Consider the following 16,290-nt stretch of genomic DNA (forward strand, 5'->3'; position numbering starts at 1 on the left):
GGATGCACGTTCTGAGGGCTTTTTTTCTTGCCTTCAGCCGTGACAGAAGAGGAGCTGACAGCATGAAGAAATTACAGGATAAAATCATATCGGACGGCAAAGTCTTGTCGGAATCGGTATTAAAAGTAGATTCATTTTTAAATCACCAAATTGACCCGCCGTTGATGCAGGCAATTGGAGAAGAATTCGCTTCACGCTTTAAAGAAGACGGCATTACAAAAATCCTGACACTGGAATCTTCAGGGATTGCTCCAGCGATGATGACTGGACTGGTCTTAGGCGTACCGGCGGTATTTGCCAGAAAACGCAAGTCGTTGACATTGGTTGACCACATGTACACTGCAAGTGTCCATTCATTTACGAAAAATGAAACCAATGATATTTCCGTATCAAAAGACTTTTTGAAAAAAGAGGATGTCGTGCTGGTCATGGATGATTTCCTAGCTAACGGGCAAGCGGCGCTGGGCTTATTGGACATCGTTGAACAAGCGGGCGCCAAACTGGCAGGCATTGGCATCGTCATCGAGAAAGGGTTCCAGCCAGGCGGCAAGTTGCTGCGTGAACGCGGCATCCGTATTGAAACCTTAGCGAATATTTCATCTTTGGAAAATGGCAGCGTGTCCTTTTATGAGGAGGCAAACATTCAATGAAGAAAGCTTTAGGAGAAACGGCTTTAGGATTCCAGCATGTATTGGCTATGTACGCAGGAGCCGTATTGGTTCCATTAATCGTGGGAGAAGCTCTTGGTCTGACGCCAGAGCAATTAACGTACCTGGTCGCAATTGATATTCTTCTTTGTGGAGTCGCGACCATTCTTCAAATCGTGAGCAACCGGTTCTTCGGTATCGGGCTTCCTGTTGTGCTTGGCTGCACATTTACTGCCGTTGGGCCGATGATTGCAATCGGTGGCCAATATGGCATTTCCGCCATTTACGGGGCGATTCTTGTTTCCGGAGTGTTTGTTGTGTTGATCAGCGGATTTTTCGGCAGCCTCGTGCGCTTCTTCCCACCAGTTGTTACAGGAACCGTCGTTACCATTATCGGTATTACGCTCATTCCAGTAGCCATCAATAACATGGGTGGAGGACAGGGAGCTAGTGACTTTGGTTCTCTTGCCAACATCGGTCTGGCTTTCGGAACGTTATTGTTCATTGTCATCATGTACCGTTTTTCTACAGGTTTTCTCAGAGCGATCTCTATTCTGTTGGGGTTAATTGTCGGCACTGTAGCTGCTGCTTTTCTTGGCAAGGTGGATGTTTCTCCTATCGCTGATGCTTCGTACTTTCACATGGTTGAGCCTTTCTATTTCGGAACGCCGACGTTTGAATGGCCAGCCATCCTGACGATGATTCTGGTGGCCATGGTGTCATTGGTCGAATCGACCGGCGTTTACTTTGCACTTGGTGATATCACGAAAAAGAAACTCAAGGAAAAGGATTTGGCAAAAGGATACCGCGCAGAAGGGTTAGCCATTGTACTTGGAGGAATATTCAACTCCTTCCCGTACACAGCATTTTCACAAAACGTGGGGCTGATTCAGATGTCGGGCGTCAAATCACGAAAAATCATTTTGATTACAGGAATCATGCTGATTACGCTTGGATTTGTTCCGAAAATCGCAGCGGTCACGACAATCATCCCGCCGTCAGTTCTTGGCGGCGCCATGATTGCGATGTTCGGCATGGTTATCGCGCAAGGCATTAAAATGCTCAGCACCATTATCACGGATTCACAAGAAAACTCCATGATCATCGCCTGTTCTGTCGGAATCGGCCTGGGAGTTACAGTAGTTCCTGAATTGTTTGTCCAGTTGCCTTCAAGCGTTCAGATTTTGACAAGCAATGGGATCGTAGCCGGCAGTGTTACAGCTATTGTCTTGAACATCCTGTTCAATATGCTTCCTTCTAAAAAGCGACAGCGTGCAACTGCTCCTGTGGTGAAAGAAAGCGCAATGAATCAAGGGTGAAAATAAAAATGAGCAAACCGCTTAATTGCGGTTTGCTCATTTTTTATTTGCTGTGCACAGAAAGAAATTGAAGGGTTTTCTTAAATGTGTCTTGTGCATCTTCCGTATTTAAATCGTATTGATATTCGTGCTTCAGGTTTTTCTGGGTTCCTTCAAAAAAGACGGAGCTGAATTGAACTTGATTGTTTTTCAAAACTTCAACCAGTTCAATGGACTGGGAAACGAATGGGTCTGCATCGCCGACTGTTATGAAAACCGGTGGGTATTCAGGGCTGATATGCTGGACTGTGGAAAGTTCATCGATTTTGGGAGAAGATTCAAAAGGTTCAGCCCCTGTATAAGCTGTCAAAAAATAATCGATATTTGGAAAAGCAGTGGCTCGTACAGTGTCTAAATTGTATAGGCCACACAATAGCAATGCTCCTTGCAGTTGGCTATTGGCAATGGCTGGTTGGATGGCCATGGTTTCAGCTAACTCAACATTTGATACCAGCGCTGCCACCTGGCTGGCAATTTGCGCCCCTGCAGAATCGCCTCCTACAAAGACCCGTTCCATGTCACCGCCATATTCAGCAGCGTGAAGCTGCAAATAAGCAAGAGCCTGGTTGGCCTGCAGCACAGGGCCTGGATAAAGGGCTTCTGGTGCTAATGCATAATCGATATTCGCTACTACATAACCGGCATCTGCTAATGCCAGCGCATAATCCTGGCGGCTGTCTTTGGATCCGCCGACATACCCGCCACCGTGAATCCATAAAATGACCGGCATGGATACAGTGGAATTTTTAGGATGGTAGATATCTAGAAAACTGTTAGCCGAATCACTGTACGACAAGTTTTTGATGATTTTGACCCGCTCAGTAATTTCATTGATGTCAGGTGGAGGGCTGAAAACAGCAGAACCCGAAAGTTGAAGGGATGCTGAAGCATCGGAAGAAGCATTAATTTCCTCAAAAATGATGACGGCAAACATAAGCGCGACCAGAGAGGCAGAAGCGATCCAATTTTTTTGAGTCCAAGTTCTGGGTTTAGCTCTCACACGATTCATCCTTTAAAGTGAATTTTCATTGATGGTGTCAAGGTGATAATCGATCCGTCAAGAATAAATTTGGTGTTCTATTGCCTGCTATATTGTCCAGCGTCTTTATATAATAGCTATGCTAACACGAATAAAGACAGGGACCAAAGAATTAAGTTCATCAAAAAGAAATATATTTGTAATGTTTAAAAGACGGGTATGTAATACAAAAAGGGTATTCAATCGGGTAAGGCTTTTTTAGGCTTTCGAAAGGAGTGAGCGGATGTTTGGATTAGCCGATTTAATATCGTTGATCATTTCTGCATTTATTATTTTACCAATTGTTGTTTTTTTGAGAGAATCGGGTTATTTAGTGATGAGTTTGATATTGGGAGTAAAGAATCCAAGAATGACGATTGGGTCAGGACCGCGTATCGTTAAGATTGGAATGTTTGATATCCGGAGATACTACCATTTATACAGTTGGTTTTCTTACGACTCACTGAAAAGACAAGGAAAGTTTGCCTATGTATCGTTGTATGCAGGCCCAATCTTAGTGAATATGATTGTAGCCTTAATCATAAATGCCCTGTTGGCAAATGGCATAATTGAAGAGTATGCGACGTTTTGGGACCGCTTTGTCTTTTACGCCTTTTATTATGTAGTATTTGATATTGTGCCGATGAAAACTGCAAACGGTATGCCGAATAACGGACTGATTATTTATGAAATGTTCCGATACGGCAGAAGAACCGACTTTAATAACGAGCCATTCCTACCGTCTACTTCTGAAGTAGAAGAAGAGTACCAAGAGGATATGGAAAAAATAGAAGAAGTTAAAGAACAGCAAAAAGAACAAATTGAAGAAGAACAGAAAAAGTCGAATATTTCTCCGGCTGAAGAAAAACAGATCAAAGAAGAAATTGAAGAAGACAAAAGAGAAACTCAGGAGTATTTGGAGAAAGTTAAAGATAATAAGCAAAAAGATCTGGAGAAGCATGAAGACAATCTGCCGAAATAATTTTGCTGTGTCTTATCGCTCTAAGAAATCAGAAGAGATATCTTTAGTTCGAGATAATGAAGTGATAAGATAAGTACGTAGATATAAAGTAAGACGAAGGAGTGCAGCAGAATGTCAAAACAAACAATGGGAATTCACCATATTACAGCAATTGTTGGAGATCCACAGGAAAACGTAGATTTTTATGCAGGAGTATTGGGATTGCGGCTGGTAAAGAAAACAGTAAACTTTGACGATCCGAACACCTATCATTTGTACTTTGGAGATGAAACGGCGAAACCCGGCACCATCATCACCTTCTTTCCGTGGGGAAATGCCTATAAAGGGAAAATCGGTGATGGCCAAGTAGGCGTGACAAGCTATGCAGTTCCATCTGGCGCTTTAGTGTTTTGGCAAAAGAGACTGGAAAAATTCAAAGTTCCGTTTTTAATAGAAACCCGTTTTGGAGAACAGTATATAAGTTTTGATGATCCACATGGCCTGCATCTGGAGCTGGTTGAACGGCAGGATGGAGAACCGAACACGTGGGAAATCGGCGAAGTGACGAAAGATGTGGCCATTAAAGGATTTGGCGGAGCCACACTGTATACAGCCAATGCAGAGAAAACGGCTGAATTGCTGGAGACGGTCATGGGCCTTGAAAAAATCGGCGAAGAAGATGATTTAATGCGCTTCCGCGCTGCAAGTGACCTTGGCAACCTGATTGATGTAAAATTGTCCCGAGTCGGTACAGGGCAGATGGGTGTTGGGACGGTTCACCATATTGCATGGCGGGCACAAGATGATGCAGACCAATTGGAGTGGAAAGAGCAAGTGGAAGCCTATGGACTCGGCGTAACTCCGGTCCAGGACCGAAATTATTTTAATGCCATTTATTTCCGCGAATACGGAGATCTTCTATTTGAAATTGCGACCGATCCACCAGGATTCGCGATTGATGAATCACCTGAAGCACTCGGCGAAGCTTTAATGCTGCCAGAGCAATATGAAAGCCAAAGAAAAAATCTTCAGCGGAACCTGCCGCCAATTCAAGTAAAAAACGTGGATTAAAGAAACATGGAAGTGGCCAAAGAGAAAAGTAGCAAGTGGCCATCAAATAGAAATAACAGAAAGCACCTCCAGAAAACCTGGAGGTGCTTTCTGTTATTTGGATACGAAACTTTTCAATGCCAAGTTGATATTTTGAGGGCGTTCAGCCAGCCGTCTCATGTAATAAGCGTACCAGTCTTGGCCAAAAGGGACATAGGTAGTGAAAGAATAACCTTCTTTTGCCAGGTCTTTTTGCATTTCTGTCCGAAAGCCATAGAGCATCTGGAATTCAAAGCTGTTCAAAGGAATGTTCTTTTCTTTTACAAAAGCTTTAACTTCTTCGATAATATGATGGTCATGCGTCGCAATGGATGTATATCCCGAAGATTGAAGGTGAATTTTAATCAGTTTCAGGTAGTTGTCATCAATTTCTTTTTTGTCCTGCAAAGAGACTTCTTCGCTTTCTTTATAAGCCCCTTTTACGAGACGGAGACGGACATTCTGCAGATTTTCAATGTCCTTTTCGGATCGGTATAAATAAGCTTGGATGACAGTCCCGACATTGTCGTAATCCTTCAGCAAGGCTTCGAGAATATCGAGTGTTTGCTGAAGATGGGCGTAGTCCTCCATATCCAAGTTGATGAAAATATCATAGCGGGCAGCAGCTGCCACGATTTCCTGAATATTTTTCAAGCAAAAAGCGAAATCGACGTCGAGGCCGATTTGTGTTAATTTAACAGACATATGAGCGTTCACACCGTAGACTTGAATGGCTTCCAACGTTTCCAGGATGGCCTCTTTAGCTTGAATCGCTTCCTCTTTGGTCCTTACGAATTCACCGAGATTATCGATAGTGGCACCGATTCCATTGGCATTTAGTTCCTTTACCGACTGCATCATACTGTTGATGTCAGTTCCCGCAACAACTTTGCCGGCACCCAATTTCAAGCCCCATTTTTTAGCACCGCTGTTTAACGCCTGATTTTTGGATAACGCAATGAAAAAGCTTCTTGTTACTCCCACTCCTAATTCCTCCAATACTGTTATAACACTATGTCGATAGGCCAAACTCTTAGAACAGGGAAACGCTTTGCTCAATGAAATACAATCGGTTTTCCGGAAGGAATTGCTGTATAATTCATTGTTATCTCAGAGCATATCACATATTTACTGAAAACAAAAAATATTGGGAAGGCGTAGGGTGCACCCTTTTGCACTTCCCGCCTTAAAATAAAAACAGGGTAAAAAAAGCCGAGAGGAGGATCTGAAGTGAATCGGTTTGCCGTTAAAGGATTTATATTTACAGTTTCTATCTACGCTTTATTGCATTTTATTACATACTTTTATGAAAACGCGGCTTTAAGCCTGCTGCTTTCTGCTGTCGGCGTCTTGGTCTTATTGTCGGCATTGCTGCTATTGCCTTTCAAGAAAATTCAATTGCAATTGTTTCTGATGTTGATGGCGTTGCTCGTATTGTATGCGACGAGCAATTCTTTTGGAGCCGATTTGATTCAGGCATTGCAGCAAATGAGGAGCCTGATCGGATTGCTGCTGATTGTGCCGATGATCAGTTGGGTTCTGAAAGAAGAGCCGTATATAGAAGAAATCATGAGTTTCGCACATAATTTCCTGAACAAAAGCCAGAAATTCTATTTTGGACTCATGGCGATGACACAAGTCATCTCCCATTTTCTTCTGTTTGGTTCAGTTCCGATGATGTATCGTTTTATCGATACCTTTTTGAAGGAACACAAAGACGAAGCCTGGGAAAATTTCAAAGGAACCGCAATCCTGCGAGGCTTTGGGCTTTCGACCTTATGGGTCATCAGCATTCCGAGTTTCATTTTTGCTGTGGAGGCGCTGGAAGCGACGCTATGGAAATCGATGGCACTCGGATTCGTCTTTGCCTTGGCAGGTACTTTCTTGTCGGTAATCTTTTCATATTATCAGGAAAAGAAATACGGAGTGGACTTTTCTTTGGTTCTGAAGCAGGAGATCGATAAGGCTCTGAAGAATTCACGGAATCAAGGGAAGTGGAACAAGGATGTTGCGGAATTCGTTTTCCTTTTCGTTTCTTTGTTTGGCACCATTTTCCTTGTCCATGAACTAACCGGATTGGAATTTTTGTTGACTATTCCGTTGGTGATTCTGGGATGGACCTTATTTTATTTTCTATTTAAGAAAAAATCCTCTAATCTTGTGGTGGAAACCCGCTACTATTTTTCGGCGGGCATTGCTAAACAAGCTCAGCAATTCAGTATTTTAATCGCGGCGGGTTTACTGATTTATGCCTTAAATCAATCAAATGTCGGTGATTATGTCATCAGCGGCATGAATTTATTGACAGACGTTGTTCCGGTACTGAATATCCTTTTCCTGGTCCCATTCATTGTCATTTTACTGGGCTTTATCGGGTTGGGGCCCTTGCCGGTTATTGTATTGGTGACAGGAGTCTTAGAAGCAATTCCATTTCCGTATCCGCCTGAATTGGTGGTGTTGGCTGTAACTTCCGGAAGCGTCATTTCTATCATCTTGTCGCCCTTCGTTATGCCGGTGATTATTTTGAGCAGCATCAATGGATTGAGCGGAATTCAGAACGGCCTCCGATTCAATTTGAAGTTCGCAATAGCTTTTTATATTATGGTCCAATTGTTCATCCAGACGCTCATTCATTTATGAAGGATTTTGACAAGCTAATCAGAGTGGAAATTGAAAGCTAATAATCGATGGCGTATAATCGAAATAACTGAAAATTGAAATGAAAGAGGGGATAACGGAATGAGTGTCCAATAAAAAACCGCCATACAAGGATGGCGGTTTTGAGTTTCACTGTGGTTGAGGTGCATGGATTTCCCAGGACAACTTCAAGGCATCTGCTAAATAATCGGCAGCTTCTTCAGCTTTGAAATTGTCTACTTGGAATTTAGAGTGGTTTAACGAATAAATGGTTTGCCGCTCAAGAAACAGCGTTTCAATCTCTTCAAGAGAACGTTCTTTTAACAATGGCCGGTTGTCAATGAGAATGTGGACACGGTCTTTCCACGACTCCCAAGAAATATCGAGAAATAGGACGATACAGTTGGCCATACAAATATCCTGAATTTCTTTTTGCAGAAACGCACCGCCGCCAACAGAAATGATATTCAATGGCTGCTGACTGTATTTCACAATCAATTCTTTTTCTTTGGCGCGAAATGCCTGCTCTCCGTAAACTTCGAATATTTGCGGAATCGGCATAGCGAATTCCTTTTCAATCTCTGCATCGATGTCTACAAAACTGCGATAAAGCTTTTGGGCAAGTAATTTTCCGACAGTTGTTTTTCCAACTCCCATAAAACCGATGCACACAATGCTTTTTTCACGGATGGATAAACCGAAATTTCTCATTGGCAACCCTCTTTCTCATGTTATGGACTGATCAGGTTTCATAGCTTACTTTACCTCATCTGCACCGGAAATTCACGGGAATTTGAAATTATGTAACTTTGGTTGGGAAGTTTCTTTTTAGAGGTGCTTTTCTTCAGGGTGTTCAGCAGTTGTATAATTTACTTTAGAAAGTCGAGGAGGAATTTGATGGCAACCAGCTACCTGCTGACAGGATCGTATTCATCAGAACAAGAACCAGGCATTAAACTATGGGAATTCGAAGACGGTACCGGCGAAATGATAGAATTGGTGGGCGTACCGGGTATTGAACGACCTTCTTTTATCGCTGTCCATCCCAACGGCACAAGCTTTGTTGCAACAAGTGAAGTGGGGAATGGCGAGTTGGTGAGCTACTGGATCCATCCAGTTTCAAGAAAAATAATGGAAATCAACCGGCAATCTTCCAATGGAGACCATCCGGCGCATGTCACCATCGATGAAACCGGAAGATGGCTATTGTCCGTTACATACTCAGGCGCTACTGTAAATGTTCATCCGCTCCACTCCGACGGAGCAATCGGGGAACTGGCGCATTCGGTAAAGCATGAAGGCTCTGGACCGAATAGGGAACGTCAGGATGCAGCCCATCCGCATTCCGTCATACAGATGCCTGGGAAAAATTTATTTTTGGTATCCGATTTAGGGACGGACACCATCTCTACTTATAAAATGGATTCCAGTAATGGGGAATTGACGTTTCAATACAAGGTCCAAACAGAACCGGGTGCCGGTCCCCGCCATTTATGCTTCCACCCTACAAAGCCGCTGGTCTATTCATTGAATGAAATAAATTCCACCCTTATGGTCTATCGAATCAGTCAGGAAGGGCAATTGGAATTTTTGCAACTGCTGCCGTTATTGCCTGACAGCTACAAAGAGCCGAACACCAGCGCAGAAGTTGCTGTTTCCAGTAATGGCCGTTTTGTCTATGCATCGAACCGAGGCCACGACAGCATAGCTTCATTTGCCATTCAAGACAACGGAACTCTGGAGAACTTGGGGTTAACCGGATCAGGAGGTGAAGGACCGAGGCACTTCGCTGTCATTCCCGGCAACAACTGGATGGTGGTGGCCAATGAAAACTCCCATACACTTGCAGCTTTGAAAATGGGACATTCAGGCGCACCGTGTACAGTTGAACAAATTGTCCAAACCACTGCTCCAGTGTGTGTCAAAGTGATCAAGTAAAAGAAAAACAGACAGAGAAAATTCTCTGTCTGTTTTTTTTCTTACCAATCTTTCGATTCTTTTTCCATGACGCCTAATTCTTTCATCAAGCGGATAAATCCACTGTCCCGATTGCCTTCGAAAGCTTCTTCTGTGCAGGAAGAATGCGGTGGATACTCCAGCTCCTGAGCTTTTGCGAGCGTCGATTCTTCCAGGAAGTTGGTGGCATCAGCCTCTTCAAAGCAGGAAGGGGCAATGTAGGTACGGAACGAATGCTCCAGGATGACGCGGCTTTCAGGTGCCGGAACGTTTTCTCTTGGCATGAAAAAGAGCAACAGCAAAACAGCAGCGGCAAGGAGCAGCACAACTATCCAGATTTTTCTTCGCTTCATTTTTTATTCCTCCGTCAGCAGGATTTCCGCATCCGACAAAATTTCTTCAACTGGCGGATTTAATCCATCATACGATTTCATGATGACGCCTTCCTGATTCACCAAGTAGAAGTATGTGCCATGAATGACTTGGTCATCATTTTCAGGTTTCCGGGCCAAAGTCTGGAAATTATCCACAGCAAATTCATCGATTTCCTGTGGGCTGTAGCCTGTCAACAAGTTCCAACTGGATAAGTCGGCCCCGTAATTCTCAGCATAAGATTTTAAAGTTTCCGGCTGGTCGAACGTTGGATCCACGCTGAATGAAACAATCTGTACATCCAACCCTTCAGCTTCCAATTGTCCCTGCAAATCAGTCATATTCGCCATCATCGGGAGACAGACGGTGGTGCAGTTGGTGAAAACAAAATCAGCAAGCCAGACTTCGCCTTTCAGGTCGGCCGATCCAAATTCTTCGTTATTGTGATTAGTGAACGTAAAATCTTCTATTTCCCATTCAAGGGGGTCTTCAATCCCCTGGTTGCATGCAGCTAAAAACAGGGTAAGCAGCAAAGCGAGTAAAAGTCCTCTATATTTTGGCACGAATCTTAGCCTCTCTTTCAATAAACAGATATCCTCCTAAGCCTAGTGGATATTCTTCCTTCAAACAAGGGTATATGGGAAAAGAAATGTGTAAACATTTCGAACAGAAGGGTCGAAAGCTATTTCAATTTAACGAAATATTTGAATAATTATCATTCTTAACAAGGGATTTACATGGCTTATGTAGAATTAAAAGAGACGCGGAACTGTAAAAATTTTGGAGGTGTGAAGATGAATGAGCTGCAAAGTCTGCTTACGCAGGAAAAGCTGGAAGCTTTCCATGCTGGTCTCATGCAAGATGCCTACCTGTACTTTGGGGCACATGCCAATGGAGAGGGGACACGGTTCGTTCTTTGGGTCCCGGATGTTTCCCATGTGGCGGTAGCCTGTACAAATCCTGAAAATATGGAGGAAGCAGTTTATCAAATGGAACAGCATCCCCAGGATGCAACAGTTTGGCAAGTACACATTCCCCATAAAATGATCGGTTATTCATATGAATATATTATTGAAATGTCGAATGGGGTGTTGTTTCGGAAATCTGATCCTTATGCTCAGGCCAGCGAACTGAGACCCAATACTAAATCAGTAATCGCTCCGGTATCCAAACACAGCTGGTCAAAAACGGTTTTACAACGAAAAAAAATCCAAAATAAAGATCATCGTGAAAAACCGATGGCGATTTATGAATTACATATCGGAACTTGGAAACGTACTGCCCAAGGCGGGTTTCTGAATTACCGGGAATTGGCTTCGGAACTGATTCCGTATATTTTAGAAATGGGCTTTACCCATATAGAAATTCTGCCGATAACAGAGCATCCCTTGGATGAATCCTGGGGATATCAGACAACCGGTTATTTTGCGCCAACCAGCCGATATGGAACTGCAGATGATTTGAAATACTTTATCGCCAAATGCGCTGAAAATAAAATCGGACTCATCTTGGATTGGATACCCGGACATTTTTGTGTCGATGAGCATGCACTTGCTCTTTTCAACGGAGGTCCCTTATACGAAGAAGAACGGTTGGAACGGCGCGCCAATCCGGACTGGGGGACATTGAATTTCGATGTCCAAAAAGGAGAAGTCGTCAGTTTTCTGCTATCAAGCGCCCATTACTGGATGAATGAATTTAAATTTGATGGATTCCGAATGGATGCACTGGTGTGTCTGCTGTTTATCCCCAACAGAGAAGAACGGCCCCATAATCCCGAAGGAACTGATTTTCTCCGGAAACTGACGAATAGTTTAAAGGAATTCTATCCGGAAGCGCTGTTGATTGCAGAAGATGCCTGGCATTACCCAAAAGTGACGCATGATGTCTCAGAAGGCGGCGTCGGCTTTCATTATAAATGGAATTTCGGCTGGATGCGCGACACATTGGATTACATGGAAACGCAGCCTTCCAAACGTTCCGAAGTCCATCAAAAGATGAATTTTTCCTTGGTATATCAATACGAAGAACGTTATCTTTTGGCACTTTCCCATGATGAAGTGGTGAATGGCCAAGGCTCTTTATTGAACAAACTTCCCGGGACACTGGATGAACGTTTTCTGCAGTTGCGGCTGTTGCTCGGTTTTTGGATTGCCCATCCGGGAAAGAAATTGCTGTTCATGGGCCAGGAGTTCGGCCACTTCGAGGAATGGGAATTTAAACCCGAATTGGATTGGCCATCACTGGAAACCGAAGAGCATAGAAAAATGGCGGAGTTTACAAAAAATCTTCTGGCTTTCTATAAAACCGAAAAAGCATTTTTTGAATTGGATGACCATCCGGATGGCTTCACCTGGATAGATGCAGATAATCATGAACAAAGCGTGGCTGCTTTTATTCGCAGAGGATATCTGCCACAGGATGAGTGCATCGTTGTCTGTAACTTCTCTGACCGCCATTATGAAAAGTTTAAATTGGGGGTTCCGGAAAGCGCAGAATACGAAGGGATTTTTTCAAGCGGATATGAGTATCAAAAAGCAGCAATTAAAGCGGCGGATATCCCATATGATGATTTGCCGTATTCAGTGGAGATGGATTTGCCTGCATTCACCATGACTGTATGGAAACAAAAAAAGATGGGAGTGGAGCAAGATGAACGATAAAGTAATCGCAATGCTGTTGGCCGGTGGACAAGGAAGCCGGTTAAAGTCCTTAACTTATACGATAGCCAAGCCCGCGCTTCCATTTGGCGGGAAATATCGGATCATCGATTTTCCGTTATCCAATTGCACGAATTCGGGAATTGAGACGGTTGGCGTGTTAACGCAATACCAACCACACGTACTGCATCAATATATCGGCTTGGGAACACCCTGGGACTTGGACCGTCGGAGCGGCGGAGTAACCATGCTTCCGCCTTATGCAGAAATCGATGGCATTAAATGGTACGCAGGAACAGCGAGTGCCATTTACCAGAACATCAGTTTTTTAAAGTCCTGTGACCCGGCATATGTGCTGATTTTATCAGGGGACCATATTTACAAAATGGACTACGAGGCTTTAATTGACTACCACAAAGAGCATCAGGCGGATGTCACGATTTCCGTGTTGGAAGTGCCGTGGGAAGAAGCCAGCCGTTTTGGAGTCGTCAACGTTGATGATGGAATGAATATTGAGGAATTTGATGAAAAACCGGAAAATCCGAAAAGCAATTTGGCTTCGATGGGGGTCTACGTCTTTAATTGGAACGTCCTGGAGGAATACTTGAAATTGGATAACGCAGATGAAGAATCCAGCCATGACTTCGGCAAAGATATCTTGCCAGCTATGCTCGATAAAAAGCAAAAGATGGTGGCTTATCCTTTTAAAGGTTATTGGAAAGATGTGGGGACGGTTGAAAGCCTTTGGGAAGCGAACATGGACTTGCTCGATTTGAATGCAGGATTGAATCTTCATGACCCGGGCTGGCGTATTTATTCTTCGAATCCGCAGCTGCCTCCACAAGTCATCAATGAAACAGGCAATGTCCAAGAATCCATGGTAAATGAAGGGTGCGTCATTTCCGGGGAAGTGTTCAAGTCCGTCATCTTTCAGAATGTAACAATTGAAGAAGGAGCCTCCGTATCGGAAAGTGTGGTCATGAGCGGGGCTACAATCCGTAAAGATGCAAAACTTAGCCGGGTCATTGTACCGCCGAAGTTAGATGTGCCTGAAGGGTTTGAACTTCTCCAGCAAAAAGAAGGAGAAGTGGTCTTGTTGACACAAGAACAGATGGATGAATGGAAGGAGCGTGTCGGAAAATGAAGTTATTGGCTGTAATTGATACGTCTGTAAAAAAAGAAGGGCTGCAGGATTTAACAATACACCGGGCCGTTTCATCCATTCCTTTTGCCGGACGTTACCGGTTAATTGACTTTCCATTATCAAATCTTGTCAATTCAGGGGTTACTACAGTTGGCGTCTTTCCATCCTATCCGTTTGCTTCTTTGCTGGACCATATTGGTGTGGGTAAGAGCTGGGATTTAGATAGAAGAAAAAACGGACTGTTTTTCCTGCCGATTACTCAGCGGGATGGAGGGTTATCCACTGTTGGAGCTTTTGCGGGTCTGGAAGAGCATATGCAGTTTTTTACAAAAAGTATTCAGCCCCATGTAATCGTCAGTAATGGTTTTGTCATCAATCAACTGGACGTTAAAGATATGCTGGACAACCACATCCAATCGGGTGCAGATATTACGGAAGCTGTGATGGATGGGGTTTCGTTAAAAAAATATATTTTATCCAAAGATCTGTTGGTTGAATTAATCCAGACCCACCGCGAAAAAAATGTCGTGAGTGTGGAAGATGTGGTGAATTTGAAGAAGAGCCCCTATACATTCAATCAATATGAATACGAAGGGTATTATGCCATCATTGATTCCGTCCAAAGTTATTTCCAGGCATCATTGGCATTGCTGGATGAAGAAAACAGAAAGCAGCTGTTTCTTCCAGACCGTCCGATCTATACCAAGGTGAAGGATGAGCCTCCAACACGGTATATTGCGGGATCCAAAGTTAGGCGGGCACTGATTGCGAACGGAAGCACCATCATGGGTGAAGTGGCGGACAGCATCATCAGCCGTGGCGTGTACATCAAGAAAAACGCACGTTTAGAAAAATGCATCATCATGCAGAAATGCGTGATTGAAGAAAATTGTAATCTGTCTTATGTTATTGCGGATAAAGATGTCTATATCGGTGAAGGGGTTGAGCTGCATGGAACCGCTGAGCAGCCAATTGTTTTGCGTAAAGGGGAGACGGTCACCAAGGAGGATTTACGATGAAAATCATTATGGCAGCAGCAGAATGCGCACCTTTCGCAAAAGCTGGTGGACTGGCGGATGTGATGGGAGCATTGCCGAAAGAACTCAGCAGATTAGGCCATGAAATCATGGTCGTCGTCCCCAAATACAGTTTGATTGCCGCAGAATACAACGCAGAATTCGTTTTGAAGGAATCGGTTGAATTCAGTTTCAAGGGGCAGCAAAAGACTTTTGGCGTTTTTCAATATGATCAGGCCGGAGTGGAATTTCTGTTCGTGGAAAATGATAGCTACTTCAAAAGAGATCAGATTTATGGACAGCCAGACGATGCCGAGCGCTATGCTTTTTTCAACCGGGCCGTACTGGAAATCGTTCAGCGCGAACAGCAGCCGCCGGATGTGGTTCATGTCCATGACTGGCATACCGCTGCCATTCCATTTTTGCTGAAGGAAGATCCACGGTACGCGTCCGTCCAAGCAGTAAAAACTATTTTGACGATCCATAATCTGCAATTTCAAGGGAAGTTCTCCAAACAGACATTCCTGGAGAACTTTGAGATGGAGGAGCATTATTATGACGAAGGGATTGTGTCTTGGAAAGGTAACTTTAATGCCTTGAAAACGGGCATTTCCTATGTAGACAAAGTGACGACAGTCAGCCCTACTTACCGAAATGAAATCTTGACGGAGTTTTACGGCGAGAAGCTCCATACTTTGTTGCAGGAAAAAGAGCAGGACTTGATCGGTATATTGAATGGCATCGATACCGGGGTCTACAACCCTGCAACGGATCTGGCCATTGAACGGGAGTTTGACGTCATGAACTTGGAAGAGAAGCAAGTCAACAAACGGGCAGTACAATTGAAGGCGGGCCTTCCGGAACGTGGAGATGTACCTTTGTTGACCATGATCTCCAGGTTGGCAGGGCAAAAAGGGATTGATGTTCTGCAAGAGGTGCTTCCTGCTTTATTGGCGGAACAGGAAGTTCAATTTGTATTGCTGGGTTCAGGTGAAGAGAAGTATGAACAGTTTTTCAAAGGACTGGCGGCTGATTTTCCCACTAAAGTTTATGTCCATGTCGGTTTTGATGAAGCATTCGCCCATTTGTTGTATGCCGGGGCAGACATCTTTTTGATGCCTTCTCATTTTGAACCTTGTGGCTTGAGCCAGTTGATATCGATGCGTTATGGAACTGTTCCTGTGGCCAACAAAACCGGGGGGTTGAAAGATACGGTTATTGAATACGATGAAAGCTTGAAGAGCGGAAATGGGTTCTTAAGCGACTTTCAACAGGATGAGCCCTATGATGTAGCCTTGAACCGCTGCCTATCTTTTTATCAGCAGCCAGAGCATTGGGAAGCCATCAAAAAAAATGGGATGGAAGGCGATTATTCCTGGTCGCGATCTGCGGCGGAATACGCTAAACTTTACGAAAGGCTAATCTAAAGGGG

General features: G+C 43.8%; 15 protein-coding genes. 10 read left to right on the forward strand and 5 right to left on the reverse strand.

Annotated features, from left to right (window positions below):
* Positions 1-62: 62 nt before the first annotated feature.
* Positions 63-650, forward strand: a complete 588-nt coding sequence (locus QMA01_RS12160; protein ID WP_290186235.1) for a xanthine phosphoribosyltransferase — start codon at positions 63-65, stop codon at positions 648-650.
* Positions 647-1,966, forward strand: a complete 1,320-nt coding sequence (locus QMA01_RS12165) for a nucleobase:cation symporter-2 family protein (RefSeq protein WP_290186233.1) — start codon at positions 647-649, stop codon at positions 1,964-1,966. The genes QMA01_RS12160 and QMA01_RS12165 overlap by 4 nt, the downstream gene beginning before the upstream one ends.
* 43 nt (positions 1,967-2,009) lie before the next feature.
* Here QMA01_RS12165 and QMA01_RS12170 read toward each other — a convergent pair whose 3' ends face one another.
* Positions 2,010-3,005, reverse strand: a complete 996-nt coding sequence (locus QMA01_RS12170; RefSeq protein WP_290215094.1) for an alpha/beta hydrolase — start codon at positions 3,003-3,005, stop codon at positions 2,010-2,012.
* Between the two features lie 262 nt (positions 3,006-3,267).
* On the opposite strand from QMA01_RS12170, the gene QMA01_RS12175 reads away from it, so the two are divergent.
* Both QMA01_RS12175 and QMA01_RS12180 read left to right on the forward strand, forming a co-directional pair.
* Positions 3,268-4,005, forward strand: a complete 738-nt coding sequence (locus QMA01_RS12175; RefSeq protein ID WP_290215095.1) for a hypothetical protein — start codon at positions 3,268-3,270, stop codon at positions 4,003-4,005.
* Between the two features lie 111 nt (positions 4,006-4,116).
* On the forward strand, positions 4,117-5,055 hold the full coding sequence (locus tag QMA01_RS12180; protein ID WP_290215096.1) for a ring-cleaving dioxygenase: 939 nt from the start codon (positions 4,117-4,119) through the stop codon (positions 5,053-5,055).
* A 93-nt stretch (positions 5,056-5,148) separates the two neighbouring features.
* On the opposite strand, the gene QMA01_RS12185 is transcribed toward QMA01_RS12180, so the two are convergent.
* Entirely contained in the window at positions 5,149-6,057 is a 909-nt protein-coding gene (locus QMA01_RS12185; protein WP_290186229.1) for a proline dehydrogenase family protein, read from the reverse strand.
* Positions 6,058-6,303: 246 nt separating this feature from the next.
* Between QMA01_RS12185 and QMA01_RS12190 the strand changes: the two genes are divergently transcribed.
* The gene (locus tag QMA01_RS12190; protein ID WP_290186228.1) at positions 6,304-7,713 is read left to right on the forward strand and encodes a hypothetical protein; all 1,410 of its coding nucleotides are present in this window, start codon (positions 6,304-6,306) and stop codon (positions 7,711-7,713) included.
* A gap of 147 nt (positions 7,714-7,860) precedes the next feature.
* Here QMA01_RS12190 and QMA01_RS12195 read toward each other — a convergent pair whose 3' ends face one another.
* Complete coding sequence (locus QMA01_RS12195) at positions 7,861-8,421, reverse strand: shikimate kinase (protein WP_203340581.1); 561 nt, start codon at positions 8,419-8,421, stop codon at positions 7,861-7,863.
* 186 nt (positions 8,422-8,607) lie between these two features.
* On the opposite strand from QMA01_RS12195, the gene QMA01_RS12200 reads away from it, so the two are divergent.
* Positions 8,608-9,648, forward strand: a complete 1,041-nt coding sequence (locus QMA01_RS12200) for a lactonase family protein (RefSeq protein ID WP_290186225.1) — start codon at positions 8,608-8,610, stop codon at positions 9,646-9,648.
* 41 nt (positions 9,649-9,689) lie between these two features.
* On the opposite strand, the gene QMA01_RS12205 is transcribed toward QMA01_RS12200, so the two are convergent.
* Together QMA01_RS12205 and QMA01_RS12210 are read right to left on the reverse strand one after the other, a co-directional pair.
* Positions 9,690-10,019: a hypothetical protein gene (locus QMA01_RS12205; protein ID WP_290186223.1), complete on the reverse strand. Its 330-nt coding sequence runs from the start codon at positions 10,017-10,019 to the stop codon at positions 9,690-9,692.
* Between the two features lie 3 nt (positions 10,020-10,022).
* Positions 10,023-10,601 (reverse strand): SCO family protein, encoded by a 579-nt coding sequence (locus QMA01_RS12210; protein WP_290186221.1) that lies wholly within the window; start codon positions 10,599-10,601, stop codon positions 10,023-10,025.
* A 231-nt stretch (positions 10,602-10,832) separates the two neighbouring features.
* Here QMA01_RS12210 and glgB point away from each other — a divergent pair, with 231 nt between their 5' ends.
* From glgB to QMA01_RS12230, 4 genes are read left to right on the forward strand one after another with little or no spacing between them, the layout of a single operon-like run.
* A complete protein-coding gene (gene glgB, locus QMA01_RS12215) occupies positions 10,833-12,701 on the forward strand; it encodes a 1,4-alpha-glucan branching protein GlgB (RefSeq protein ID WP_290215097.1) in 1,869 nt (622 codons plus the stop codon).
* Positions 12,691-13,842: a glucose-1-phosphate adenylyltransferase gene (locus tag QMA01_RS12220; protein ID WP_290186216.1), complete on the forward strand. Its 1,152-nt coding sequence runs from the start codon at positions 12,691-12,693 to the stop codon at positions 13,840-13,842. The genes glgB and QMA01_RS12220 overlap by 11 nt, the downstream gene beginning before the upstream one ends.
* Complete coding sequence (locus QMA01_RS12225; RefSeq protein WP_290215098.1) at positions 13,839-14,861, forward strand: GlgC family sugar phosphate nucleotidyltransferase; 1,023 nt, start codon at positions 13,839-13,841, stop codon at positions 14,859-14,861. Before QMA01_RS12220 ends, QMA01_RS12225 begins: the two co-directional genes overlap by 4 nt.
* Entirely contained in the window at positions 14,858-16,285 is a 1,428-nt protein-coding gene (locus QMA01_RS12230; protein ID WP_290215099.1) for a glycogen synthase, read from the forward strand. Before QMA01_RS12225 ends, QMA01_RS12230 begins: the two co-directional genes overlap by 4 nt.
* The last annotated feature ends 5 nt before the right edge of the window (positions 16,286-16,290 follow it).

The organism is Planococcus notacanthi (genome assembly GCF_030407825.1).
Lineage (GTDB): Bacteria > Bacillota > Bacilli > Bacillales_A > Planococcaceae > Planococcus > Planococcus notacanthi.